Source organism: Kitasatospora sp. NPDC002965, from assembly GCF_040611255.1.
GTDB lineage: Bacteria > Actinomycetota > Actinomycetes > Streptomycetales > Streptomycetaceae > Kitasatospora.
In genome coordinates this window covers 1-24,616 of the sequence record NZ_JBEXNT010000053.1, presented here as the reverse complement: position 1 = coordinate 24,616, position 24,616 = coordinate 1, and the positions used below count along the sequence as shown (strand labels likewise).

The following is a 24,616-nucleotide window of genomic DNA, read 5'->3' as shown; positions in this document are numbered from 1 at the left end:
GCCCTCCGTTAACTTCTCATTCCGGGTTGTCCACCAGGCTCTGGCCCGCCTTCACGCTGAGTGACAGCGCCGTGCGCGCGTAGGCCGGTGAGGCCCCGGCCAGCCCGCAGGTGGGCGTCACCAGCACACGGCGGCCCAGCAGCTCCGGGGCGAACCCGAGCCTGCGCCACAACGTCCTGACACCCTGGACACTACCGGCCGCGTCCGACACTCCCTGGTCAGTGAAGGGGACGACACCGGCGAGGATCACGGTGCCCGCGTCGATCGCCTCGCCCAGCTCCTCGTCCTCACGCTCGGTCAGCAGCGAGAAGTCCAGCGAGACCCCGACCACCCCGGCGCGGCGCAGCAGCGGCAGCGGCACCTGCGGCGCGCAGCAGTGCACCACGACCGGCGCGTCCAGCCCGAGGACCACCTCGCGCAGGACCTCCTCGGCGACCTGCCGGTCGACCGAGCGCAGCCGCTGGAAGCCGCTGGCGGTCTTCACGGAGCCGGCCAGCACGGCGGGCAGCGAGGGCTCGTCGAGCTGGAGGACGACCTCGGCGCCGGGGACGCGACGGCGGACGTCGGCGAGGTGGCGGCGGAGGCCCTCGGTGAGCGAGGCGGCGATGTCGCGGCAGGCGCCGCGGTCGGCGAGCGCCTTCTCGCCGTGCTTGAGCTCGATCGACGCGGCCAGCGTCCACGGGCCGACCGCCTGGACCTTGAGCGGTCCCCGGTAGCCCTGGGTGTACTCCTCCAGCGCGTCCAGGTCCTCGCCGAGCCAGGAGTGGGCGCGGCGGGTGTCCCGGCCGGGGCGGTCGGCGAACCGCCAGCCGCTCGGCTCGGTCTGCGTGAACAGCTCGACCAGCATCCCGGCGGAGCGTCCGATCATGTCCGCGCCCGGCCCGCGCGCGGGCAGTTCGGGGAGGAACGGCAGGTGCTCCAGCGCACCGGTGGAGGTCCTGGCGGCCTCCCGGGCGTCGGTGCCGGGCAGCGATCCGACGCCGGTGGCGGCGCCGACCAGGTCGGGGAAGGGGTGTCCGTTGCTCACCCGCCCGAGCCTAGTGCGCCGGGGCGGGAGGTCGGACCGGCCGACCTCCCGCCCCGCCGGTCGCGGCTCAGCGGCCGGGGCGGACGGTGATGTCGGTGATCTCGGCGTCGCGCGGGACGTCGAGGGCGGTCAGGATCGCCTTCACCACCGACTCCGGCTCGATCCACTGCCCGGCGTCGTACTCCTTGCCCTCCTGCTGGTGCACCTTGACCTGCATCGCCGTGGCGGTGCGGCCGGGGTAGACCGAGGTGACCCGGACGCCGTGCCCGTGCTCCTCCGCGCGCAGCGAGTCGGCGAGCGCCTTCAGGCCGTGCTTGCTCGCCGCGTACGCCGACCAGTCGGCACTGGCCCGCAGACCGGCACCGGAGTTCACGAAGACGACGTGGCCCCTGACCAGCCGCAGCGAGGGCAGCAGCAGACGGGTCAGCTCGGCGGGCGCGACCAGGTTGACGTTCAGGGTGTCCTGCCAGGCCTTGACCGGCAGTTCGCCGACCGGGCCCAGCTCGACGATGCCCGCGACGTGCAGCAGCGAGTCGAGTTCGATCGGCGGTGCCTGGTGCCCCAGGGCCCAGGAGAGCTTCGCCGGGGTGCCGAGGTCGCCGACCAGGGTCTGCGCCCCGGGGAAGCGTTCGCGCAGCTCGGCGGCGCGGCGGGCGTCGCGGGCCAGCAGCCAGAGGTCGTCCCCGCGTTCCGCGAGGCGTTCGGCGAGGACGGCGCCGATGCCGGAGCCGGCGCCGGTGATCAGATGTGCAGCCATGGGGCCGATCCTCTCAGGCGCCGGACTTGAGCTGTTCGAAAACCTCGGCCGGAGTACCGGCGAAGGTGATCAGGTCGCCCAGCGGGCGGGGCAGGAAGCCCTCGGCGTCCATCCGCTCCAGCTGGGTGCGCAGGCCCGCGTAGAAGCCCTCGGTGTCCAGGACGACCACCGGCTTGTCGTGCAGCGCGTGCTTCTTCAGCTCCAGCACCTCGGTGACCTCGTCCAGCGTGCCGAGGCCGCCGACGAGCACCACCACGGCATCGGCCCGCATCAGCAGCTGGGCCTTGCGCTCGGCGAGGTCGGCGGTGGTGATCAGCTCGTCGGCCCCGTCGTACGCCTTGTGCCTCAGGAACTCGACGGAGACCCCGACCAGCCGGCCCCCGGCGGCCTTCACCCCGTCCGCGAGCAGACCCATCAGCCCGGCGTTCGAACCGCCCCAGACCAGCGTGTGCCCGCCCTCCCCCAGCAGCCGGGCGAACTCGGCGGCCGGAGCCGAGTAGCGGTCGTCGAGCGAGTACGCGGAGCAGAAGACAGTGATGTTCATAGTGCGTCCGGTCTATCACGGTCCGGAGATCCTCCTCCCCGGTGGGACGCCCTACCGCCCGAGCACCCGCCGGCCGTCGTGATCACGGATGCTGGGCGCGGCACCGTCCCGGAGCGCGTCGAGCACGCGCACGGCGTACACCTCGGCCATCCGGTCGGAGACCTCCGCCGGCGTGAGCCAGTCGACGGCGGTCGACTCGTCCGAGAGCCGCGCCGTCCCGCCCTCCGGACGGCAGCGGAAGACCAGGGCGACGATGCCGCGGGTCACGTTCTTGTACACGCCGGTCAGCCGTTCCACACCGACCTTGATGCCCGTCTCCTCGAAGACCTCCCGCCGCACCCCGTCCTCGACGGCCTCGGACAGCTCCAGCACCCCGCCCGGCGGCTCCCACGCCCCGTTGTCCGCCCGGCGGATCGCCAGCACCCGCCCGTCCTCCCGCACCACCACCCCTGCGACGGACACGGAGTGCAGTGGCGGCGGGCCGGTCTCCTCGCCTCCCGTCATGTCACCGGGGTTCGAGGAGGGGTGGGCAGCCTACCCAAGGTAGGTCTTCTGCCACTCCAGCGACGTCATCGTGAGCGAGGCCTCGGCGAGTTGCCGGGCCGCGTCGGTCTTCAGGCTGCCGAGGCTGCTGTCGATCCAGGGCTGGACGTTCCGGTAGCCCTGCTCCCGGTACTCGACGGCTTGGATCAGACATTCGAGCTTGTCGGCGTCGTGTGCAACGACCACCTCCAAGCTCTCGCCGTTCTCGTACTCCTCGACGATCGCCTGGACTCCCGCGGCCACAACCGGGTGGGCAGCACTGACCTGGTCGGCAGTGACGCGCTCGTTGGACGCGGCGGTGACGTATCGCCGTCCGATGTGCGGAATGTCGCCGACGCGGGTCTCCTGCGTGTCATGGAAGAGACACAGCAGGGCGACCTTCGCCGGATCGGCGCCTTCCATCATCGCGAGGACCGCACCGACAACACCGACGCGGAAGGAGTGTTCGGCAATCGTCTCGGGATCCTTGACTCCGGCGATCCACCAGCCCGATCGCTTCGCCCTCTTGAGCATCCCTGCTTCGAACAGGTACCCCGCGGTGCCCTTCGCCTGCCCGTCTTCTGCCATCGCCGCCCTCTCTCACACGCCGTAGCCACCTGCCCGGAGACCGTAGTACACCGACTCCAACTTGCGCCGGGACTCGGAAGGCAGAAGTCCGTCGTCAAGCAGAACACCAACTCTTCGGGCCAGTTCCCGCGCCACGTACGGATCGGAGTCGAGCAGATTCCGGCGGGAAAGGATCAGAGCCCAAACCGAATGAACATATAGATCGGTGTACTCGACAGCCCGGTCGAGCCGTACGGCGAGCTCCCGCAGGAGCGCCGAGGCATCCCAGGCCGGCCGGTCGCGCTCAGCCATGAAGCAGTCGTCCGTTTGAGCCCGACGGTCGAGGCCGAGCCAATGCGCCCAGTAGTTCAGGTTGGCCGCCTCCGCCTGGTCGTGATCAACAATCGACCTGTTGATGAACTCCCTCAACAGAGCCGCGTCGCCTTGACGAGCCAAGGCCGCTGCCACCGACCGTGCCTCGGCCCACTGCGGCGACCAGCCGTCAACCGTCGCAGTCAGTGCACCTCTGCGACGCATTCCGTCGAACCAGTTCGCGGCATCCCATTCCCGGTCGTACGCGGAGAGGTACCAGACCTGTCGACGCAGGAGAGCCGCGTCCGGTCCAGCCCGCTCCGCGGCATCCGAAGCAGTCCGGAGATTGTGGAAGAAGCGTGCCCTCGACCCAGGGTCCAGAAGGGGCGACGACGAGACCGGCCCACGTCGCGCGGCCGGAAGCGTCGAGTAGGCAGCAACGGCGCCGGGGAGAACTCCGCTGACCGCCCAGCCGATCATGTGCGTCGTGTCTCGCGTGAGCACCCATCCCGCCAGCGGGTGCTCACGAACCCGAGCGCGGGTCGGTTCCGCCCTGAGAATCTCGCCCAGGAGGAGGTCTGCGTCCATCGCGACAGCGAGTATGTCCACCAGAGCCGACGGAGCACCGAGAAGGATCAGTCTTCGGCGCATCGCTACAAGGTTTCCGGCTCTGGTGGACGACAGCGGACGCCGTCCGGACTCCCACCCTTGGACGGTGCTCTTGTCCACTCCGAGCTCCTCCGCCAGCTCCTCCTGAGTCCGGGGAATCTGCTCGCGAATGACCTTGAAGAGATAGCCGGCGATCGCGCCCTCCAGCTCCCGCTCGGGCGAAGACCGACCCCCGGTCGGTGTTGTTCCTCGCCCTGCCTGAGATTGAGCAACCATCGGGGCTCCCCCTGGCCTGGATCGGCCGGGTAACTCGTACTGACGGCCCGTCGAAACGATGCACTACGCGGCGTAGCGTCTCGGACACGGAGAGATTCCGCGCGTGGCTCGGAAATCGTAGACCTGATGCAGGAGTCTGCGACATCGATTGCTCGGATCCCTCCCGAACCCGGCACTCGAACATCTTGCCGAGCGGGCCAGTTCACAGAGGAGTTGCCATGCCACAGAGGTCGGTTGAGGCTCACGCGCCTCCTGCTGACGGACCGGCTCGCCTTCTGACCTCAGCCGAGATCCTGCTGCCCTACCTGCCGGAATCGGCGGGGCAGGCTCGCCGGTTCCTCCGGGAGACCCTGACGGAATGGGCACTGGACCAACTGCTCGACACGGCCGAGCTGGTCGCGAGCGAGCTGGTCGCCAATGCCGCGAAGACCGGATGCCGGCAGCAGATGGCGGTCACCGTCCGAGTCATCTCGCGGACGACCGTGCGGATCTCGGTTCGGGACGGCTCGTGTGCCCTGCCGGTACTGATCCAGGCCGCTCCGGACGAGGAGTGCCACCGCGGCCTGACCCTGGTGAACCGCCTGACCCGGGGCAGATGGGGCGTGAGCGTCGAGGCACTCGGAAAGGTCGTGCACGCCGACCTTTCGATCCCCCGATGAACCGCCCGTCGACGGACGACGATCGCTGTTCCGAGGGCGGCTCGCCTTCCGGCGACGATCCCGTTCGGGTCTGGGCCGCCTACGGGGTGTCGGTCGCGGCCGCACTCCACGTCGTCGCCGGTGCCCTGGTGCTGATCGACCGCGCCCGCTGAAGCCGGACCGCTCTCCCCTCGCACAGAAAGGAGCACCGCCATGCCCGCGCCCGAACCGAAGCCACCCCGACCGAAGCCGGCGAATCCGCCCACGCCGCGCCCTCCGGACCGGTAGCCACAACCCGATCACCACCACAACACGAGGAGGACCCATGGCCTGGGGAACCGACAAGGACAGCGGCGGGAAGCACGGGGGCAAGAAGGACCCCGGCACGGACAAGCCGTCCCCCGACGGCGCGCGGCCCGCACCCGAGCCGAAGCACCGGAAGGACGACGACAAGAAGTGACGGACTCCCCTCACCACCCGGAGCAGGCCGCCGCCCGCGGCCTGCTCCGGGCCGCCGGCGAAGCGCTCGGCGGCCCCGTCCCCCGCGAGTGGCAGGAAGCGATCACGGCAGTCCCCCGCCACCGCTTCCTCCCGGAGCGGGTCTGGTTGGACGACGGCCGAGGCGGCTACGAGCCGTGCGACCTCCGGACCGACCACGACCGCTGGTTCGATGCCGCCTGCGCGGACGTGCCGATCGTCACCCAGGTCAACGACGGCGCCGAACCGCCCGACCCCACCGAGGCCTGGCCCTCCTCCTCGGCCTCCGCCCCCTCGATCGTCGTCCGGATGCTCCGCGACCTCGATGTCCGCCCCGGCATGCACGTCCTGGAGATCGGCACCGGTACCGGTTGGAACGCCGCGCTCCTCGCCCACCGCCTCGGCCCCGGAGGCGTCACCTCGATCGAGATCGACCCCCGGGTCGCCCGGCAGGCGCAGACCTCCCTGAACGCGGCCGGCCTGACCGTCGACGTGATCTGCGGGGACGGCTCCCTCGGCCGGCACCGTCGACTGCCGTACGACCGGATCATCTCGACCTGCTCGGTCCGACGGGTCCCGTGGGCGTGGATCGAACAGACCAGGCCGGGCGGCATCGTCCTCACTCCCTGGGACAACCCCATGCTCTGCTGGGGTCTTCTCAGGCTCACCGTCGAACGGGGCCGTGCGCAGGGCCGGTTCGCCCCGCACTCGGCATTCATGCTGATGCGCACCCAGCGGCAGGATCTGCGGATCTTCCGCGACGTCGTCCGCGACGAGCACGTCCCCGAAGAACGCCGGACCGTGCTGTCCCCGTGGCGGGTCACGGGAGACGAGTGGGAGGCCCGCTTCGCGCTCGGGCTGCGGCTGGGGACCGTGTGGACCGCCTGGGACGAGGACGGCGCCCGGCTGTGGGTGGCGACCACCGACGCCCGTTCCTGGGCCGCCGTCGAGGACGGCACCGCGTGGCAGTACGGCCCTCGCCGGCTCTGGGACGAGGTCGAGGAGGCCCACCGCTGGTGGCTCGACAACGGCCGGCCGCCCCCCGGCCGGTTCGGCCTGACGGTCACGGCGGAGCGGCAGTGGGCCTGGCTGGACGGGCCCGACCGTCGTGTGCTCAGGCGTTGACGGCCGGGCGCTCCGTCGTGGCGATGGTGGCGGAGCCGACCACGCGGGTGCCGTCGTAGAGCACGACCGCCTGGCCCGGGGCGATGCCGCGGGCCGGGGTGTCGAGGCGGACGCGGAGTTCGCCGTCGGCGACCGAGGCGGCGACCGGGACCTCCTCGCCGTGGGCGCGCAGCTGGGCGGTGTAGCGCCCCTCCGCGGGTGCCTCGTCGCCGCACCAGCGCGGACGGATCGCGGTCAGCGCGGTGACGTCCAGGCCCTCGACCGGGCCGACGGTGACGGTGTTGTTCACCGGCGAGATGTCGAGGACGTAGCGCGGCTTGCCGTCCGCGGCCGGGCGGCCGATCCGCAGGCCCTTGCGCTGGCCGATGGTGAAGCCGTACGCGCCGTCGTGCTCGCCGAGCTTGGTGCCGTCGGCGTCGAGGATGTCGCCGGTCGCGGTGCCGAGGTGCCGGGCGAGGAAGCCCTGGGTGTCGCCGTCCGCGATGAAGCAGATGTCGTGGCTGTCGGGCTTCTTGGCGACGGCCAGGCCGCGCCGTTCGGCCTCCTCGCGGATGACGTCCTTGGTGGTGTCGCCGAGCGGGAAGAGCGAGTGGGCGAGCTGGTCGGCGTCGAGCACGCCGAGCACGTAGGACTGGTCCTTGGCGCCGTCCACCGCGCGGTGCAGCTCGCGGCGGCCGTCCGGCAGGTCGACGATCCGGGCGTAGTGGCCGGTGCAGACGGCGTCGAAGCCGAGCGCGACCGCCTTGTCCAGCAGCGCGGCGAACTTGATCTTCTCGTTGCAGCGCAGGCAGGGGTTGGGGGTGCGCCCGGCCGCGTACTCGGCGACGAAGTCGTCGATCACGTCCTCGCGGAACCGCTCGGCGAGGTCCCAGACGTAGAACGGGATGCCGATCACGTCGGCGGCCCGGCGGGCGTCCCGGGAGTCCTCGATGGTGCAGCAGCCGCGGGCGCCGGTACGGAAGGACTGCGGGTTGCTGGAGAGTGCCAGGTGCACGCCGGTCACCTCGTGTCCGGCCTCGGCGGCGCGGGCCGCGGCGACGGCGGAGTCCACCCCGCCGGACATCGCCGCGAGCACGCGCAGGCGGCCGGTGGGGGACGGAGCGGTCGGAGCACCCGGGAAGTCAGTCATGATGAGTCCAAGCGTACGTGGTGCCGTCCGGCATTCCGCCGGGGTTTTCCTCAGCGCCGGACGGCCGCGAGACCGGCGTTGCGGGCGCGGTGGACGGCCGGGCCGATGGCCCCGGTGAGGGCGGCGACGTCCTCCCGGGTGGAGGTGTGGCCGAGCGAGAAGCGGAGCGAGGCCCGGGCGAGCAGCGGGTCGACGCCCATCGCCAGCAGGACGTGGCTGGGCTGCGGGACGCCGGCCGAGCAGGCCGAGCCGGTGGAGCACTCGATGCCCTGGGCGTCGAGCAGCATCAGCAGTGCGTCGCCCTCGCAGCCGGGGAAGGAGAAGTGCGCGTTGGCGGGGAGCCGTCCGTCCGCCGCCGGGTCGCCGTTGAGCACCGCGTCCGGGACCCCGGCCAGCACCTCGGCGACCAGGTCGTCCCGCAGTGCGCCGAGCGTGCCGGCGTGCTCGGCGCGGCGTTCGACGGCGATTCCCGCGGCAGCCGCGAAGCCGGCGGCGGCGGGTGCGTCAAGGGTGCCGGAGCGGACGTCGCGTTCCTGGCCGCCGCCGTGCAGCAGCGGGACGGGCGTCGCCCCGCGGGAGAGCAGCAGGGCGCCGATGCCGAACGGTCCGCCGATCTTGTGGCCGGTGACGGTGAGCGCGGTGAGCCCCGAGTCCGCGAAGGACACCGGGACCTGACCGAGCGCCTGGACCGCGTCGGCGTGCATCGGGATGCCGTACTCGGCGGCCACGGCGGCGAGTTCGGCGACCGGCTGGACGGTGCCGACCTCGTTGTTGGCCCACATGACGGTGACGAGCGCGACCGAGGCCGGGTCGCGTTCGACCGCCTCGCGCAGCGCCGCCGGGTGCACCCGGCCGAGGCCGTCCACCGGCAGGTAGTCGACGGTGGCGCCCTCGTGCTCGGCGAGCCAGTGCACGGCGTCCAGCACCGCGTGGTGCTCGACGGGGCTGCAGAGCACCCGGGTGCGGGCCGGGTCGGCCCCCCGGCGGGCCCAGTACAGGCCCTTGACGGCCAGGTTGTCGGACTCGGTGCCGCCGGCGGTGAGGACGATCTCACTGGGCCGGGCGCCGAGCGAGTCGGCCAGCGACTCGCGGGACTCCTCGACGACGCGGCGGGCCCGGCGGCCGGCCGCGTGCAGGGAGGAGGCGTTGCCGACGACCCCCAGGTGCGCCGTCATCGCGGCGATCGCCTCGGGCAGCATCGGCGTGGTCGCCGCATGGTCCAGGTATGGCATAACCATCCGATTGTAGAGGGCCCCCGGTGTGCGGTCCGGCGGCCGATCCGCCCACCGTACCGATCCGGCCACCGACCGCCGCTCCCGGGCGGCCGGTGACCCGCCGTGCCCGGGCGGGCAGTCGGACGGGCGGGTCCGGCGGCGGGCGGAGGGGCAGACCCGGACGGCGGGGGTGCCGGGCGACCGGGGCCCGGTAGGGGGCACCCGCCTCGAACGGTTAGCCTGACGGCCACCGCAATGCGGCCGGACGGAACAGGACGGGGCGGAATGTCGCAGTCTGTCGATCGTGCGCTGACCCTGCTCGGGTCGCTCGGCGACGGCCCGGTCTCCCTCGAACAGGCCGCCACCTCGATCGGGGTGCACAAGTCGACCGCGCTGCGGCTGCTGCGCACGCTGGAGGAGCACGGCTTCGTCCACCGGCAGTCCGACCGTCGCTACCGGCTGGGCGGCAAGGTGCTGTCGCTGGCGAACCGGGCCCTGGAGGAGATCGACGTCCGCCAGGTGGCCGCGCCGTACCTGGCGGCCCTCGCCGAGCGCTCCGGCTGCACCGTGCAGTTGGCGGTGCTGCAGGACGGCGAGGTGCTGTACCTGGACGAGTTGGCGGGCCGGTGGGACGGCGAGGCCGGGCGGCCGACCAGGATCGGGCGGCGCGCCCCGGCGGCCGGGACGGCGATCGGCCGGGTGCTGCTGGCCGGGCTGCCCGGGGACGGCCTGCCCGAGGCGGAGCTCTCCGCCGACCTGGCCGCGGTCCGCCGCCGGGGCTGGGCCGCCGAGTCGGCCGAGCACCGGGAGGCGGTCACCTGCGTCGCCGCGCCGGTGGCCGGCAGCGACCGGCGGGCCGTGGCGGCCTGCGCGGTCTCGGCGCCGACCGACCGGGTGTCGCCCGCCGAGCTGGTGCGGCTGGTGCCGGAGCTGCTCTGCACGGTCGAGGCGATCTCGCTGGCGTACGGCGGTTCGCCTACTCCTCGCTGGTGCGAGAACCGTTGCGGTGCCAGGCCCGCGGTGCGCGCCAGCCGTACTTGAGGGCGAGCATCCGGAGCAGGAAGGCGGTCAGGGCGGCGGCGGTGCCGGTGAGGGCGGTCAGCCGGTCGAGGGCGATGAGGACGGCGACCAGCGCCGAGCCGACCAGGGCGGGCACGGCGTAGATCTCCCGGTCCCAGCGGAGCAGGGAGGGGATCTCCCCGGCGAGCAGGTCGCGCATGACGCCGCCGCCCGCCGCGGTCACCATGCCGAGCGCGACGGCCGCGACGGCTCCGAGCCCGTAGTCGTGCGCCTTGGCGGTCCCGGTGACGCAGAACAGGCCGAGGCCGAGCGCGTCGAGGGTCTGCACGGCGCGGTTGATCCGTTCGACCTCGGGGTGCAGGAAGAAGACGACCAGCCCAGCGGCCAGCGGGGTGACGAAGTAGCCGAGGTTGCTGAAGGCGGCGACCGGGGTGGCGCCGATCACGAGGTCGCGCATCACCCCGCCGCCCAGTGCGGTGACCTCGGCCAGCACACAGATGCCGAAGATGTCCATGTTCTTGCGGACGGCGAGCAGCCCTCCGGAGAGGGCGAAGACGAAGATGCCGACGAGGTCCAGCGACTGCTGCACGTCGGAGGGGAAGATCTGCGAGGTCACCGGACCACTATGGACCCGATGGTCCGGACCTCCGCGCACCGTCCGTCCGGAGCCCGGAGCTCCGGACGGACGGTGCGGGACGGCCTCCGCCGTTCCGCGGGCGGCCCGGGCCTCACCCGGAGACGGGCACCGGTCCGCCCGACGGGGCGGTCCCGGGGGCGGCCGCGGCAGCGGACCCGGGAGCGTTCTCGGGGAAGTGGCAGGCCACCTGGTGCCCGGACTCCAGCGCGACGAGCGGCGGCTCCTGGCTCGCGCAGACGTCCTGGGCCTTCCAGCAGCGGGTGCGGAACCGGCAGCCGCTGGGCGGGTTGATCGGGGACGGCACGTCGCCCTTGAGCAGGATCCGCTCACGCCCGGCGCGCTGCTTGCGGCGGGGGTCGGGCACCGGCACCGCGGACATCAGGGCGTTGGTGTAGGGGTGCATCGGGCGGCTGTAGAGCGAGTCCCGGTCGGCGATCTCGACGATCTTGCCGAGGTACATGACCGCGACCCGGTCGGAGACGTGCCGGACCACCGAGAGGTCGTGCGCGATGATCAGGTAGGTCAGGCCGAGTTCCTGCTGGAGGTCGTCCAGCAGGTTGACCACCTGCGCCTGGATGGAGACGTCCAGGGCGGAGACCGGTTCGTCCGCGACGATCATCTTGGGCCGCAGGGCGAGCGCCCGGGCGATGCCGATGCGCTGGCGCTGGCCGCCGGAGAACTCGTGCGGGTAGCGGTTGTAGTGCTCGGGGCTGAGTCCGCAGAGCTCCAGCAGGTCCTGGACGGCCTGCTTCACCCCGCCGGCCGGCTCGGCCTTCTGCAGCCGGAACGGCGCGCTGACGATGGTGCCGACGGTGTGCCGGGGGTTCAGCGAGGAGTACGGGTCCTGGAAGATCATCTGGATGTCACGGCGGAGCGGCCGCATCGCGCCGACGCCCAGGTGGGTGATGTCGGTGCCCTCGAACTCGATCGTCCCGCCGGTGGGTTCGTCGAGCCGGGTGACCAGCCGGCCCATCGTGGACTTGCCGCAGCCGGACTCGCCGACGACGCCCAGGGTCTCACCGGCGTTGACCGTGAAGTCGATGCCGTCGACCGCGCGGACGGCGCCGGTCTGGCGTCGCAGCAGGCCGCCGTGGATCGGGAAGTGCCGGGTCAGGCCGGCCACCCGGAGCAGCGGCTCCCGGTCGGGGGCGGGTGCGGGAGAAGGGATGGCCGCCGCCTGAGTGTCCGTCATCGGTTCTCTCCAGAGAGGTGGTACGGGGCGGGGCTCACAGTCGGGGCGCGATCTCTTCGGTGAAGATGCGGTGCCGGTCGGCGGTCGCGAGGTGGCAGGCGGCGTGGTGTCCGACCGCGGCCTCGGTGAGCACCGGGACCTCGCCGGCCGAGCGCCCGCCGGTCAGCTCGGCGTACGGGCAGCGCGGGTGGAAGGCGCAGCCGGACGGCACGTTGATGAGGCTGGGCGGGGTGCCCCGGACCGGGACGAGCCGGTCCTGGAGCTCCCGGTCGAGGCGCGGCATCGAGCCCAACAGGCCCCAGGTGTAGGGGTGTTCGGGCGCGTCGAAGAGGGTCTCGGCCGGGCCGCGTTCGACGCACTTGCCGCCGTACATGACGAGGATGTCGTCGGCGAGCTCGGCGACCACCCCGAGGTCGTGGGTGATGATGATGACGGCGGAGCCGAACTCCTCCTGGAGGTCGCGGATGAGGTCCAGGATCTGCGCCTGGACGGTGACGTCCAGGGCGGTGGTGGGCTCGTCGGCGATCAGCAGCGAGGGGTCGTTGACCAGGGCCATGGCGATCATCGCGCGCTGGCGCATGCCGCCGGAGAACTGGTGCGGGTAGTCGTCGACCCGGCGGTCGGGCTGCGGGATGCCGACCCGGTCGAGCATCTCGACCGCGCGGGCCCGCGCCTGCCTCTTGGTGGCCCGCGGGTGGTGCACCCGGTAGGCCTCGACGATCTGCTGCCCGACCGTGTAGTACGGGTGCATCGCGGTGAGCGGGTCCTGGAAGATCATCGCCATCTGGCGGCCGCGCAGCTGGCGGACCCGGTCCGGGCCGGCCGCGACCAGTTCCTCGCCGTCCAGCCAGATCTCGCCGCCGATCCGGGCCCGCTTGGAGCGGTGCAGGCCCATGATGCCGAGCGAGGTGACGGACTTGCCGGAGCCGGACTCGCCGACGATGCCGAGGGTCCGCCCCTTGCTGAGGTCGAAGCTGACCCCGTCGACCGAGCGGACCAGGCCGTCGTCGGTGTCGAAGTGGATCCGCAGGTCCCGGACGGAGAGGAAGGCGTCCCCCGTCGGGGCGGACCCGGTCGGGGCGGCCTCGGGTGCCGCGGTCTTCTGGAGCTCGGTCACGACAGCCTCACCCGGGGGTCGACAAGGGCGTACAGGAGGTCAACCACGAGGTTGCACAGGACGATGAAGAACGCGGCGAGCAGGGTGACGCCGAGGATCTTCGGCAGGTCGTTGTCCTTGATCGCGGAGACCGCGAAGAAGCCGACGCCCTGGAGCGAGAAGACCTGCTCGGTGATGAGCGCGCCACCGAGGAGCAGGCCGAGGTCCATGCCGAAGATGGTGACGACCGGGGTGAGCGCGGCCCGCAGGCCGTGCCGGACGACCACCTTCCGCTCGGCCAGGCCCTTGGCCCGGGCGGTGCGGATGTAGTCCTCGCTCATCGTCTCCAGCATGCCCGCGCGGGTGAGCCGGGCGTAGAGCGCGGAGTACAGGAAGGCGAGGGAGATCCACGGCAGGATCAGGTTGCGCGCCCACATCAGCGGGTCGTCGGTGAAGTTGGTGTACTGGAGGTTGTCCAGGATCGGCCACTCGTAGCTGAAGAGCGTGAGCAGCAGCGCACCGGTGAAGAAGACCGGCAGCGAGACGCCCGCCAGGGCGACGCCCATGGAGAGCCGGTCGAAGATCGACTTCGGCTTGAGCGCGGAGATCACGCCGGTGGTGACGCCGGAGACGAGCCAGATGACGGCGGCGCCGATGGCCAGGGAGATGGTGACCGGGATGCGCTTGGTGAGCTCCGGCCAGACCTCCAGGTGGTTCTTGAACGAGTAGCCGAAGCACGGCACGTGGCAGGTGGCGGGGTCAGGGCCGAAGTTGTACTCGGCACCGGCGACCAGCGCCTTCAGGAAGTTCCAGTACTGGGTGTACAGCGGCTGGTCGAAACCGAGGTTCTTCTTGACCGCCGCGATCGCCTCGGGGGACGGGTTCTTCCCGATGTACTGGGCGGCGAGCTGGTCGGTGGTCTCGCCGGCCAGACGCGGGAGCAGGAAGAAGATCGCGAAGGTGACCGCGCTGACCACCAGCAGCAGCACCGCGGCGGCCAGCGTCCTGCGGATGATGTAGGCAAACACAGTTGGGCGGCTCCGGCGGCCCGCCGTCGTCCGGGATCCTCCGGACGACGGCGGGCGCCGCTGCCTTCACCTGCCTTCAGGGATGCGGAGCCAGGCTCTTACTTGGTGGTGCCGATGTTCAGGTAGTCGTACTCACCCGAGAAGGCCGGCGTGGAGACGAGGTTGGTCGCGCTGTCCGGGCGGTACAGGAAGACCTTGAAGTAGGTCAGCGGGACGTAGACGGCCGCGTCCATGACCTTCTTGTCGATCTGGGCGTAGATCTTCTCGCGGGCCGCCTTGTCGGTGTTGACCGCGGCGTCGTCGATCAGCTTGTTGACCTCGGGGTCGTTCAGCTCGGCGAGGTTGCTGTTGCCGGAGGCCTTGATCGAGCGGCCGTCGACGATCTGCTGCAGGAAGCCGTAGCCGGTCGGCCAGTCGGAGCCCCACTGCATCATCATCAGGCCGACGTTCTTCTCCTTGTTGAACGCCGGGACACCGACGTGGTCGGAGAGGTACTTGCCCTGCGGGTACTGCTGGATCTCGGCGTTGATCCCGACCTTCTTCAGCGCGGCCTGGATCGAGGTCGCGGCGGCGATCTCCGGGCCGCGCTCGGTGCGCGCGGTGATGACGGTGTCGAAGCCGCCGGGCTTGCCGCAGGCCTTCAGGGCGTCCTTGGCCTTGGCCTCGTCGCCCTTGTTGTCCTTGGTCTGGTAGGTGTTGAAGTCCTCGTGACCCGGGATGTCCGGCGGCAGCACGGTGTTGGCGACCGCGCCGCGGATCGGGCCGCCGATCGCGGTCTGCACCGAGACCTTGTCGATGGCGTACTGGACGGCCTTGCGGCACTCGACGTTGTCGAACGGCGCGACCTTGGAGTTGATCGCGGTGTAGACCAGACGGCCGCCGTAGGCGTTGTCGGTGGAGGCCTTGAGCTTCGGGTCCTGGAGGATCTTCGCCTGGGTCTGCTGGTCGACGCCGGCGCCGACCAGGTCGACCTGGGCGTTCCCGGCGAGCAGGTCCTTGTCGATCGTGGACTGCTCGATGTTCATCTTGAGCACGATCTTGTCCGGCAGCTGCTTGCGGATCGGGTCGGTGCTCTTGTCCCAGTTGGTGTTCGGGACCAGGACCGCCTGCTTGCCGTCCTCGTAGCTCTCGAACTTGTAGGTGCCCGAGGAGATGACGTGCTTCACGTAGTTGGAGCCGGTGTCCTTGTCCTTCGGGACCGGCACCGTCTGCGGGGCGGAGACCAGGTAGTCGAAGTCCGCGAAGGCGTGCTTCAGGTGGAAGACGATGGTCTGGTCGTCCGGCGTCTCGATGGACTTGAGGTCGCCTTCCTTGTCCTTGTACGGACCCTGGTACGGCGTCTCGTTGTCGACCAGCATCTCCTTGAAGTACGTCGGGCCGTTGGAGTTGACCTCCGGCGCGTAGTTGGAGCGCAGCACCGCGTACTTGACGTCCTTGGACGTGATCGGCGTGCCGTCCTCGTACTTCAGGCCCGCGCGCAGCTTGTACGTCCAGGACAGGCCGTCCGCGCTGGCCTGGCCGAGCGACTCGGCCAGGTCCGGGACGAGCTTCTGGCCGTCCGGCTGGAAGGTGGTGAGCGGACGCCCGTACAGGCGGGAGAAGTTGTAGATGTACGCGTAGTACGTGTTGCCCGGGTCCAGGGAGTCCGGCGTGCCACGCATCTCGTACGTGACGGTGCCGCCCTTCTTGTCCGAGGCGTTGACGATGCCCTTGGTGGCCGCGTCGGCGCCGGAGGCACCGCCGGCCGCGGAGCCACCGGTGGCGGTGGGCTTGGCGTCGTCGCTCTTGGAGCTCGACGAACAGCCGGTGACGACCAGGACCGCGGCGGCAGCTGCGGCGGTCAGTGCGACGGTACGGGACCTGCGCATGGGTGGGATCAACCCCTTGAGGAAGTGGTGGCCGAACGGAGGGTCCTGACGCTGGGTCAGTTGCTCTTGGGATCGAGGGCGTCACGGAGCCCGTCGCCGAGCAGGTTGAAGGCGAGCACCGTCAGGAAGATCGCCATACCGGGGACCACCATGTACTGGGGGTCCACCTGGTAGTACTGGATCGCGTCGTTGAGCATCCCGCCCCAGGAGGCCTGGGGTGCCTGGATGCCGACGCCGAGGAAGCTGAGGCCCGCCTCGAAGAGGATGTTGGTCGGGATCAGCAGGGTCGAGTAGACCAGGATCGGACCGACCAGGTTCGGCAGGAGCTCCTTGAAGAGGATGAACGGACCCCGTGCGCCGAGGCTGCGGGCCGCGTAGACGAACTCGCGCTCGCGCAGCGAGAGGGTCTGGCCGCGCACGATCCGGCCCATGTAGGGCCAGTTGAAGAAGCCGATCACGAAGATCAGCACGGCGATGTGCAGCGGGAGGCCGTGCAGGCCGAACGCGCCGCCCTGGAGCGAGGCGGAGATCGCGATGGCGAAGAGCAGCAGCGGGAAGGCGAGGAAGACGTCCATCACCCGGCTGATCAGGGTGTCCACCCACCCGCCGTAGTAGCCGGCCATCACGCCGAGCACGGTGCCGATGGTGTTGGACAGGAGGGTCGCACCGAAGGCGACCAGCAGGGAGACCCAGGAGCCCTCGATGACGCGGGAGAGCAGGTCACGGCCCTGCAGGGGGTCGACACCGAGCGGGTGGTCCCAGCTCATCCCGCCCCAGTCGCCCAGCGGCAGGCCGCCGAGGTTGGCGTCCAGCAGGTCCTGGTTGAGCGCGTCGGGGTCGAGGCCGAAGACCGATTCGATCGGCTTGGCCAGCACGGCGAGCAGGATCAGCAGGATCACGACGACGCCGCCTGCGACGGCGGCCTTGTCCCGCTTGAAGCGGGTCCAGGCGATCCGGCCGAGCGAGCGGCCCTCGATCTTGTTGGCCGGGCTCGCGGCGGCTGCTGCCTCCGGAGCGTTGCCGGCGGTCTTGACGGGTGCGGTCATGGTCAGTTCGGTCCCCTCGCCGACGGTGGCCGGCCCACGGGTGCCGGACGCCGGGATCGGCGGTACGGCTGGTGCGGACGTGCGGGCATACGGAGTGCGGTGTTCCCAGCGGTACGGCGTGCTCAGTACTGCTGCCACGCGGCATGGGCATCACGTGGATATTGCGGTCCGTCAGCGCGTTCGCCTTTGTGAGGCGCCAACCACGCGCGGCGGCTGTTGCAGAACTCTCTGCCATCCGAACTGGCTTGCGCCAGCCCTGACAACCGACAGATGCCCAACTGTGATCTGCGCCCATGCACCTCCCTGATCCCCGGTATATCCCTCTTCACACAGCTGTAACAGCCATGTCAAGATGATGGCCACCGACTTCGGGAAGTTCGTCCGGAAAACGTCGGAACCGGCCTGACTTGTCGTCAGACCGGTTCCGGAAAAGGAAAGTTGCTATTGCGTTTGGCGGCTCAGCGCCCGGGGTAGCCGGGCCACGGCTGCTGGGGCGGCTGCTGCTGCCCCGGCCAGCCCGGCGCGGGCGGGTGCGTGCCGTAGCCGTAGCCGGGCCCCTGCTGCGAGGCGTAGGGCGGCGGCGGCACCGGCGGGTACGGCCCCTGCGGGCGGCCCGTCCCGGCCGCCTCCCGGTCGTAGAACGGGCGCGCGTTGGCCCGCATCCAGAGCGCCACCGGGTCGAACTCGTCCGCCATCGCCACCGTCGAGACGGCCAGGCCCTCCGGCGCGACCGCGATCGCCCGCTGCATCAGCGCCCGCACGGCCTCCACCGTGGGCGGCGAACTCTCGTACAGCTCCAGGCCGATGGCCAGGTACGGCTCGCCCACCGTCGGGCGCACCCAGGCCCGGCGCAGCGCCCGCACCGCCCGCACCTCGACCGCCTGGCGCTCCAGCAGCGCGAAGAACTGCTGCGCCGGCACCTGCGGCTCGCTCAGCTTCAACGGACCGGCCGGCAGCCGGTCCAGCCCCGCCGCGACCCGGCGCAGGTCCGCCCAGGGCACCCCGACACCGCCACCCGGCGCGTGCGGGTTCAGCCAGAGCCCCCAGCGGGTCCGGAACAGCGAGGCGGCGATCTCCCGGCCGGAGATCACCTCGTGCGCCCGGGCCCAGCCGGACGCCGTCAACTGCTCGGGCGAGGTCACGGCCGGCGCGTAGCCGTGGCCGCTGATCTCCATGTTCCCGTACTGGGCGTCCGCGCTGCCCGGCGTACCGTGCCAGAGGAGCATCCAGACCTGCCCCTCGGCCAGCGCGTGCAGCAGCGTCTCGTACGCCTCGTAGCGCTCCGGCGCCACCTCGCGCAGGGCGCGCTCCAGCGCGCCCTGATCCGGACGTCCGGTGGGTGCCTGGCCCCAGGGCCCCGGTGCACCGCCCGCTACCGCTCCCGCACTCATGCGCCCACCTCGCTGCGCCTCTTCGTTCCTCGTCTGCCACCGGCGGCCCCGCGGCCGCCAGGACGCACCCTATGGGGCGCCGCCGACCACCGCCACGCCGACGTGCCAGGGTGCGCACCGCTCCCCCGCCCGACCGCGGCCGGGGGCCGGATCAACCCCGCGCGTAGAAAGGGGCGACCCGGTTCAGCATCCAGTCGACCACCGGGTCGTCCGCGAGGTCGAGCAGTACGAGGTGGACGCCGCCGGGCAGCGGCGCGGTTCCCAGCGCGCGCCCCAGCGCCTCGTTGACCGCCCCCGGGTCGGCCGGGGCCGACGGATCGAGCTGGACGCCCACGAACATCACGGTGGGCTCGCCCTCCACACTGGCCAGTGCCCGCCGTGCGGTCAACACCCCCGGCAGGGCGAACAGCTCGTTCCGGCAGGCGGCCAGGAACGGCTCCGGGTCCTCGCCCGGCACCGGCTCGCGCAGCGCCACCCGGCCGCCGGACGGCGCGTCCCCGGCCTCCCAGCGGTCCTCGCGCGGCCCGCGGCGCAGTTCGGCCACGCCCTCCGGCGGCACCGGGATGCCCACCGCCGCCTCCGGGTTGACCGCGACCCCCACGCCCAGCGGCAGGCCCCGGGCGAACTCCCACATCGGCGCGACCGCGAAGGCCATCCCCGGCGCCTGCTGGACGAACACCTCCTGCGAGGAGAACACCGGCACGTACGGGTCGCCGGCCAGCTCGACGACCGGGAGGTCCAGCGACTGCCCCTGCGGGTCGCCGCCGGCCGGCAGCGGGATCCACACCTGGCTGCGGGCCAGCACCTCGATCACCCGGGGGGTCGCCCCCGGATCACCGAGCGCGGCGGTGAGCACCTGCTCCAGCTCGTTGGCCGGCCATCCGCCGCCCGGCGGCACCGGCTCCTGGCCGCCCCACCCCTGCTGCTGCTCCACCGGGTTCCCCATGCGCCGCTGTACCGCCCTCCGCTCGCCGACGCCCGCAGCCTAGCGGGCACCGCCCCGGCCCTGCTCCGGAGCGCCCCGGCGCCGGGCTCCCCGGTGGCCGGATCCCCCGGCCCGGCCCCTCCCCCTCTCCCCTCATCCGGGCGGACGTGCCATGATGTCCGCGTCTCGGGTGTATTCCCACCGAGGCCCCTAACTCCATACCGGCCGCTCGAACCCGCGCGGGAGAGTCCGGAGTGCCCCGTCTGGTGGCACAGCCGGCGCCGAAGGAGCAAGTCCTCCCCGGAATCTCTCAGGCACCCCTACCGCACGGGTTAGGCACATCTGGAAAGCGGCGCACGGCCCTGCCGTACGCCCACCCACGGTGCAAGCCGCCATGCTGTTCCCGTAGGACAGCGCGCGGTGAAGCTCTCAGGTTCGACGACAGATGGGGAGGCCCAGCCGCCGCATGCCCGCGCGCAGGGTCGGTCCCGAGCAGGGCCGGCTCCGGCGCGTGCACCCCTGAGTGCCCCGACCGAGGAGTTCCTGGCCATGTCGTCCCTCCGCCTGACCGCGCTCGACGCGCTGCACCGCGCCCTCGGCGCGACCATGACCGACTTCGCCGGCTGGGACATGCCGCTGCGCTACGGGAGCGAGCGCGAGGAACACCTCGCCGTCCGCACCAGGGCCGGCCTCTTCGACCTCTCCCACATGGGCGAGATCACCGTCACCGGCCCGCAGGCCGGCGAGATGCTGGACCACGCGCTGGTCGGCTTCGTCTCCGCGCTCGGCGTGCTGCGCGCCCGCTACACCATGATCTGTGCCGAGGACGGCGGCATCCTGGACGACCTGATCGTCTACCGCCTGCGCGAGGACGCGTTCCTGGTCGTCGCCAACGCCTCCAACGCCCAGCTGGTGCTGGACGAGCTGATCGCCCGCGCCAAGGGCTTCGACGCCGTCGTCACCGACGACCGCGACACCTACGCGCTGATCGCCGTGCAGGGCCCGGAGGCCACCGGCATCCTGGCCGACACCACCGACGCCGACCTGCCCGGCCTGAAGTACTACGCGATCCTCCCGGCCCAGGTGGCCGGCCGCGACGTGCTGCTCGCCCGCACCGGCTACACCGGTGAGGACGGCTTCGAGATCTTCTGCCACCCGGGCGACGCCGAGCAGATCTGGCAGTCGCTGACCGCGGCCGGCGCCGACCGCGGCCTGGTCCCGTGCGGTCTCTCCTGCCGCGACACGCTGCGCCTGGAGGCCGGCATGCCGCTGTACGGCCACGAGCTGTCCACCGAGCTGACCCCGTTCGACGCCGGCCTGGGCCGGGTCGTCCGCTTCGACAAGACCACCAACGAGGGCGCGTTCATCGGCCGCAAGGCACTGGAGAAGGCCGCCGCCGCGGCCGAGGCCAACCCGCCGCGGGTGCTGGTCGGCCTGGTCTCCGAGGGCAAGCGCGTCCCGCGCGCCGAGTACAGCGTGGTCTCCGCCGACGGCGAGCCGATCGGCCGGATCACCTCCGGCGCCCCCTCCCCCACCCTGGGCAAGCCGATCGCGATCGCCTACGTGGACGCGGCGCACGCCGCCCCCGGCACCACCGTCGCGGTGGACGTGCGCGGCAAGCACGAGCCCGTCCAGGTCGTGGCGCTGCCGTTCTACAAGCGCGCCCGCTGACCCCTTCCCCTTCCCGAGGCATGCCCGCCCACCGGGCCGCTTCGTCGTACCCGCTTCCCATCCTGGAGAATGACGTCATGAGCAACCCCCAGCACCTGCAGTACACCAAGGAGCACGAGTGGCTGACCGTCGCCGAGGACGGCGTCTCCACGGTCGGCATCACCAAGCACGCGGCCGACGCCCTCGGTGACATCGTCTACGTGCAGCTGCCCGAGGTCGGCGACACCGTGACCGCCGGTGAGACCTGCGGTGAGCTGGAGTCCACCAAGTCGGTGAGCGACCTCTACTCGCCGGTGACCGGCGAGATCACCGAGGTCAACCAGGCCGTCCTGGACGACAACGCCCTGGTGAACGGCGAGCCCTTCGACGGCGGCTGGCTGTTCAAGGTGCGCGTCGAGTCCACCGACGAGCTGCTGAGCGCGGACGAGTACACCGCGCTCACCAACCCCTCGGCCTGAGCCACCCGTCGGGGCGGCCGCAGCGCGGCGGCCGCCCCGCGCCCACCGGCTTCGCCCTCCCGTCGCCCGTCGCCGCCCCCGCGGGGGCGCCGCGTGCGGCTCTCCTTCTCTCCTCCCGGGAAGACCCCACCATGACGGTTCTGAACCAGTCCCTGCACGCCCTCGACCCGGAGATCGCCGCCGCGGTCGACGCCGAGCTGCACCGCCAGCAGACCACCCTGGAGATGATCGCCTCCGAGAACTTCGCCCCGGTGGCGGTCATGGAGGCCCAGGGTTCGGTCCTGACCAACAAGTACGCCGAGGGCTACCCCGGCCGCCGCTACTACGGTGGCTGCGAGCACGTCGACGTGGTCGAGCAGATCGCGATCGACCGGATCAAGGCCCTGTTCGGCGCCGAGCACGCCAACGTCCAGCCGCACTCCGGCGCGCAGGCCAACGCCGCCGCGATGTTCGCGCTGATCCAGCCGGGCGACACCATCCTGGGCCTGTCCCTGGCCCACGGCGGTCACCTGACCCACGGCATGAAGATCAACTTCTCCGGCAAGCTCTACAACGTGGCCGCCTACCACGTCGACGACAAGACCGGCCGGGTCGACATGGCCGAGGTCGAGCGCCTCGCCAAGGAGCACCAGCCGAAGCTGATCATCGCCGGCTGGTCCGCCTACCCGCGCCAGCTCGACTTCGCCGCGTTCCGCCGGGTCGCCGACGAGGTCGGCGCGCTGCTCATGGTCGACATGGCGCACTTCGCCGGCCTGGTCGCCGCCGGTCTGCACCCCAACCCGGTGCCGTACGCGGACGTGGTCACCACCACCACCCACAAGACCCTGGGCGGCCCGCGCGGCGGCGTCATCCTCTCCAAGGCCGAGTGGGCCAAGAAGATCAACTCCGCGGTCTTCCCCGGCCAGCAGGGCGGCCCGCTGGAGCACGTCATCGCCGGCAAGGCCGTCGCCTTCAAGGTCGCCGCCTCGGAGGAGTTCAAGGAGCGCCAGCAGCGCACCCTCGACGGCGCCAGGATCCTCGCCGAGCGCCTGCTCCGGGACGACGTCGCCGAGGCCGGTGCGTCCGTGCTCTCCGGCGGCACCGAGGTCCACCTCGTCCTGGTCGACCTGCGCAACAGCCAGCTCGACGGCCAGCAGGCCGAGGACCGTCTGCACGAGGTCGGCATCACCGTCAACCGCAACGCCGTCCCGAACGACCCGCGCCCGCCGATGGTGACCTCCGGCCTGCGGATCGGCACCCCGGCTCTCGCCACCCGCGGCTTCCAGGCCGAGGACTTCCGCGAGGTCGCCGACATCATCGCCGAGGCCCTGAAGCCGGCCTACGACGAGACCGTCGCCGCCTCGCTGAAGGCCCGCGTCACCGCGCTGGCCGACAAGTACCCGCTCTACCCGAACCTGTAGTTCGGGTGCAGGTGACCGGCCTCACCCCGCCGGTCCACCAGGGATTCCGGGGCACCGCGCACACTGGAGAGTGCGCGCGGTGCCCCGTCCCGTGTCAGCACCCGCCCGCCTGCACATCCCACGAGACCAGACAAGGACGTCCCTCCGTGGCCATCAGCGTCTTCGACCTCTTCTCCATCGGCATCGGCCCGTCCAGCTCCCACACCGTCGGCCCGATGCGCGCCGCCCGGATGTTCGCCCGCCGCCTGAAGTCGGAGGGCCTGCTGACCGAGGTGGCGGCCGTCCGCGCCGAGCTGTACGGGTCGCTCGGCGCGACCGGTCACGGCCACGGCACCCCGAAGGCCGTCCTGCTCGGCCTGGAGAACAACTCTCCCCGCACCGTCGACGTCGACCAGGCGGACCGGGACGTCGAGCGGATCAAGGCCGAGAAGCGGCTCAACCTGCTCGGCACCCACGCCATCGACTTCGACCCCGACAGCCAGCTGGTCCTGCACCGCCGCCGCTCGCTGCCCTACCACGCCAACGGCATGACCGTCTGGGCCTTCGGCGCGGACGGTTCCACCCTGCTGGAGAAGACCTACTACTCGGTCGGCGGCGGCTTCGTCGTCGACGAGGACGCGATCGGCGCGGAGCGGGTCAAGCCCGACGACACCGCGCTGAAGTACCCCTTCCGCACCGGCGACGAACTGCTCCGGCTCAGCCGGGAGACCGGCCTGTCCATCTCCGGCCTGATGCTGGAGAACGAGAAGGCCTGGCGGACCGAGGAGGAGATCCGCTCCGGGCTGCTGGAGATCTGGCGCGTCATGCAGGAGTCCGTCCGGGCCGGCATGTCCCGCGAGGGGATACTCCCCGGCGGCCTCAAGGTTCGCCGGCGGGCCGCCTCCGGGGCCCGCGCGCTGCGCGCCGAGGGCATCGGCCCGGCCAACGCGATGGAGTGGGTGACGCTGTACGCGATGGCGGTCAACGAGGAGAACGCCTCCGGCCGCCGCGTCGTCACCGCCCCCACCAACGGTGCGGCCGGCATCATCCCCGCCGTCCTGCACTACTACCTGAACTTCATCCCGGGCGCCGACGAGGACGGCATCGTCCGCTTCCTGCTCGCGGCCGGCGCCATCGGCATGCTCTTCAAGGAGAACGCCTCCATCTCCGGCGCCGAGGTCGGCTGCCAGGGCGAGGTCGGCTCCGCCTGCTCGATGGCCGCGGGCGGCCTCGCCGAGGTCCTCGGCGGCTCCCCCGAGCAGGTCGAGAACGCCGCCGAGATCGGCATCGAGCACAACCTCGGGCTCACCTGCGACCCGGTCGGCGGCCTGGTCCAGATCCCCTGCATCGAGCGCAACGGCATGGCGTCGGTCAAGGCCGTCACCGCCGCCCGGATGGCACTGCGCGGCGACGGCCGCCACCACGTCTCCCTCGACAAGGCGATCAAGACCATGAAGGAGACCGGGGCCGACATGAAGATCAAGTACAAGGAGACCTCGCGCGGCGGCCTCGCCGTCAACGTCATCGAGTGCTGACGGCCGCCGGCCCCGGCCGGCCCTGAGGTCCCGGACGCTCCACGAGGCCCGGTGTGGGGCGGGGAGGCCCGGGGCGGCCCCCCCGGCCGGGCGGGGGGCCGGGGGGGGGGCGGGGGGCCGGCCCCGGGCGGGGGGGGGGGCGCCCCGGGGGGGGGGGCCCCCCCGCGCCGGGG

General features: G+C 71.8%; 25 protein-coding genes and 1 riboswitch. Of the genes, 9 read left to right on the top strand and 16 right to left on the bottom strand.

The annotated features are described in order from the left end of the window. Positions 1 to 16: 16 nt before the first annotated feature. From ABZY91_RS21195 to ABZY91_RS21170, 6 genes are all read right to left on the bottom strand, one after another. Entirely contained in the window at positions 17 to 1,027 is a 1,011-nt protein-coding gene (locus tag ABZY91_RS21195; protein WP_329952177.1) for a methionine synthase, read from the bottom strand. Between the two features lie 67 nt (positions 1,028 to 1,094). Further along, a complete protein-coding gene (locus tag ABZY91_RS21190; RefSeq protein ID WP_355404366.1) occupies positions 1,095 to 1,784 on the bottom strand; it encodes an SDR family oxidoreductase in 690 nt (229 codons plus the stop codon). A gap of 13 nt (positions 1,785 to 1,797) precedes the next feature. Beyond that, positions 1,798 to 2,328, bottom strand: a complete 531-nt coding sequence (locus ABZY91_RS21185; RefSeq protein ID WP_329882939.1) for a TIGR00730 family Rossman fold protein — start codon at positions 2,326 to 2,328, stop codon at positions 1,798 to 1,800. Between the two features lie 51 nt (positions 2,329 to 2,379). Then, positions 2,380 to 2,832, bottom strand: a complete 453-nt coding sequence (locus ABZY91_RS21180) for an NUDIX domain-containing protein (RefSeq protein WP_355404364.1) — start codon at positions 2,830 to 2,832, stop codon at positions 2,380 to 2,382. A gap of 30 nt (positions 2,833 to 2,862) precedes the next feature. Continuing rightward, positions 2,863 to 3,438: an HD domain-containing protein gene (locus tag ABZY91_RS21175; RefSeq protein WP_355404362.1), complete on the bottom strand. Its 576-nt coding sequence runs from the start codon at positions 3,436 to 3,438 to the stop codon at positions 2,863 to 2,865. Positions 3,439 to 3,450: 12 nt separating this feature from the next. Beyond that, on the bottom strand, positions 3,451 to 4,614 hold the full coding sequence (locus ABZY91_RS21170) for a helix-turn-helix transcriptional regulator (protein WP_355404360.1): 1,164 nt from the start codon (positions 4,612 to 4,614) through the stop codon (positions 3,451 to 3,453). A gap of 218 nt (positions 4,615 to 4,832) precedes the next feature. On the opposite strand from ABZY91_RS21170, the gene ABZY91_RS21165 reads away from it, so the two are divergent. The 4 genes from ABZY91_RS21165 (at position 4,833) to ABZY91_RS21150 (ending at position 6,854) form a co-directional block, all read left to right on the top strand. After that, positions 4,833 to 5,273 (top strand): ATP-binding protein, encoded by a 441-nt coding sequence (locus ABZY91_RS21165; protein ID WP_355404358.1) that lies wholly within the window; start codon positions 4,833 to 4,835, stop codon positions 5,271 to 5,273. Continuing rightward, positions 5,270 to 5,425 (top strand): hypothetical protein, encoded by a 156-nt coding sequence (locus tag ABZY91_RS21160; protein ID WP_355404356.1) that lies wholly within the window; start codon positions 5,270 to 5,272, stop codon positions 5,423 to 5,425. The genes ABZY91_RS21165 and ABZY91_RS21160 overlap by 4 nt, the downstream gene beginning before the upstream one ends. A gap of 152 nt (positions 5,426 to 5,577) precedes the next feature. After that, entirely contained in the window at positions 5,578 to 5,712 is a 135-nt protein-coding gene (locus ABZY91_RS21155; RefSeq protein ID WP_327680895.1) for a hypothetical protein, read from the top strand. Beyond that, positions 5,709 to 6,854, top strand: a complete 1,146-nt coding sequence (locus ABZY91_RS21150) for a methyltransferase domain-containing protein (protein WP_355404353.1) — start codon at positions 5,709 to 5,711, stop codon at positions 6,852 to 6,854. Before ABZY91_RS21155 ends, ABZY91_RS21150 begins: the two co-directional genes overlap by 4 nt. On the opposite strand, the gene mnmA is transcribed toward ABZY91_RS21150, so the two are convergent. Both mnmA and ABZY91_RS21140 read right to left on the bottom strand, forming a co-directional pair. After that, positions 6,844 to 7,983, bottom strand: a complete 1,140-nt coding sequence (mnmA, locus tag ABZY91_RS21145) for a tRNA 2-thiouridine(34) synthase MnmA (protein WP_329882940.1) — start codon at positions 7,981 to 7,983, stop codon at positions 6,844 to 6,846. The genes ABZY91_RS21150 and mnmA overlap by 11 nt on opposite strands. Before the next feature lie 50 nt (positions 7,984 to 8,033). Then, a complete protein-coding gene (locus ABZY91_RS21140; RefSeq protein ID WP_355404351.1) occupies positions 8,034 to 9,215 on the bottom strand; it encodes a cysteine desulfurase family protein in 1,182 nt (393 codons plus the stop codon). A gap of 267 nt (positions 9,216 to 9,482) precedes the next feature. Here ABZY91_RS21140 and ABZY91_RS21135 point away from each other — a divergent pair, with 267 nt between their 5' ends. After that, a complete protein-coding gene (locus tag ABZY91_RS21135) occupies positions 9,483 to 10,238 on the top strand; it encodes an IclR family transcriptional regulator (protein WP_355404349.1) in 756 nt (251 codons plus the stop codon). Here the strand turns inward: ABZY91_RS21135 and ABZY91_RS21130 are convergent. The 8 genes from ABZY91_RS21130 to ABZY91_RS21095 form a co-directional block, all read right to left on the bottom strand. Continuing rightward, positions 10,174 to 10,833 carry a trimeric intracellular cation channel family protein gene (locus ABZY91_RS21130; RefSeq protein WP_329952181.1) on the bottom strand — a complete coding sequence of 220 codons (660 nt, stop codon included), beginning with the start codon at positions 10,831 to 10,833 and terminating at the stop codon, positions 10,174 to 10,176. The genes ABZY91_RS21135 and ABZY91_RS21130 overlap by 65 nt on opposite strands. A gap of 112 nt (positions 10,834 to 10,945) precedes the next feature. After that, on the bottom strand, positions 10,946 to 12,046 hold the full coding sequence (locus tag ABZY91_RS21125) for a dipeptide ABC transporter ATP-binding protein (protein WP_329882944.1): 1,101 nt from the start codon (positions 12,044 to 12,046) through the stop codon (positions 10,946 to 10,948). 34 nt (positions 12,047 to 12,080) lie between these two features. Further along, positions 12,081 to 13,163 (bottom strand): ABC transporter ATP-binding protein, encoded by a 1,083-nt coding sequence (locus ABZY91_RS21120; protein WP_329882945.1) that lies wholly within the window; start codon positions 13,161 to 13,163, stop codon positions 12,081 to 12,083. Then, entirely contained in the window at positions 13,160 to 14,170 is a 1,011-nt protein-coding gene (locus ABZY91_RS21115) for an ABC transporter permease (protein WP_329882946.1), read from the bottom strand. The genes ABZY91_RS21120 and ABZY91_RS21115 overlap by 4 nt, the downstream gene beginning before the upstream one ends. A gap of 98 nt (positions 14,171 to 14,268) precedes the next feature. Continuing rightward, positions 14,269 to 16,038: an ABC transporter substrate-binding protein gene (locus tag ABZY91_RS21110; protein ID WP_355404346.1), complete on the bottom strand. Its 1,770-nt coding sequence runs from the start codon at positions 16,036 to 16,038 to the stop codon at positions 14,269 to 14,271. A 56-nt stretch (positions 16,039 to 16,094) separates the two neighbouring features. Continuing rightward, a complete protein-coding gene (locus ABZY91_RS21105) occupies positions 16,095 to 17,084 on the bottom strand; it encodes an ABC transporter permease (RefSeq protein ID WP_329882948.1) in 990 nt (329 codons plus the stop codon). A gap of 458 nt (positions 17,085 to 17,542) precedes the next feature. After that, complete coding sequence (locus ABZY91_RS21100; protein ID WP_355404344.1) at positions 17,543 to 18,475, bottom strand: enhanced serine sensitivity protein SseB C-terminal domain-containing protein; 933 nt, start codon at positions 18,473 to 18,475, stop codon at positions 17,543 to 17,545. A 151-nt stretch (positions 18,476 to 18,626) separates the two neighbouring features. Further along, complete coding sequence (locus ABZY91_RS21095; protein ID WP_355404342.1) at positions 18,627 to 19,421, bottom strand: enhanced serine sensitivity protein SseB; 795 nt, start codon at positions 19,419 to 19,421, stop codon at positions 18,627 to 18,629. A gap of 209 nt (positions 19,422 to 19,630) precedes the next feature. After that, a riboswitch (glycine riboswitch) is annotated at positions 19,631 to 19,736 on the top strand. Between the two features lie 213 nt (positions 19,737 to 19,949). Between ABZY91_RS21095 and gcvT the strand changes: the two genes are divergently transcribed. The 4 genes from gcvT (at position 19,950) to ABZY91_RS21075 (ending at position 24,443) form a co-directional block, all read left to right on the top strand. After that, positions 19,950 to 21,071, top strand: a complete 1,122-nt coding sequence (gene gcvT, locus ABZY91_RS21090) for a glycine cleavage system aminomethyltransferase GcvT (protein ID WP_329882951.1) — start codon at positions 19,950 to 19,952, stop codon at positions 21,069 to 21,071. Positions 21,072 to 21,148: 77 nt separating this feature from the next. After that, the gene (gcvH, locus tag ABZY91_RS21085) at positions 21,149 to 21,529 is read left to right on the top strand and encodes a glycine cleavage system protein GcvH (RefSeq protein ID WP_329882952.1); all 381 of its coding nucleotides are present in this window, start codon (positions 21,149 to 21,151) and stop codon (positions 21,527 to 21,529) included. 131 nt (positions 21,530 to 21,660) lie between these two features. Further along, positions 21,661 to 22,929, top strand: coding sequence for a serine hydroxymethyltransferase (gene glyA / locus ABZY91_RS21080; protein ID WP_329882953.1), 1,269 nt, complete (start codon positions 21,661 to 21,663; stop codon positions 22,927 to 22,929). A 146-nt stretch (positions 22,930 to 23,075) separates the two neighbouring features. Continuing rightward, positions 23,076 to 24,443 carry an L-serine ammonia-lyase gene (locus ABZY91_RS21075; protein ID WP_355404339.1) on the top strand — a complete coding sequence of 456 codons (1,368 nt, stop codon included), beginning with the start codon at positions 23,076 to 23,078 and terminating at the stop codon, positions 24,441 to 24,443. The last annotated feature ends 173 nt before the right edge of the window (positions 24,444 to 24,616 follow it).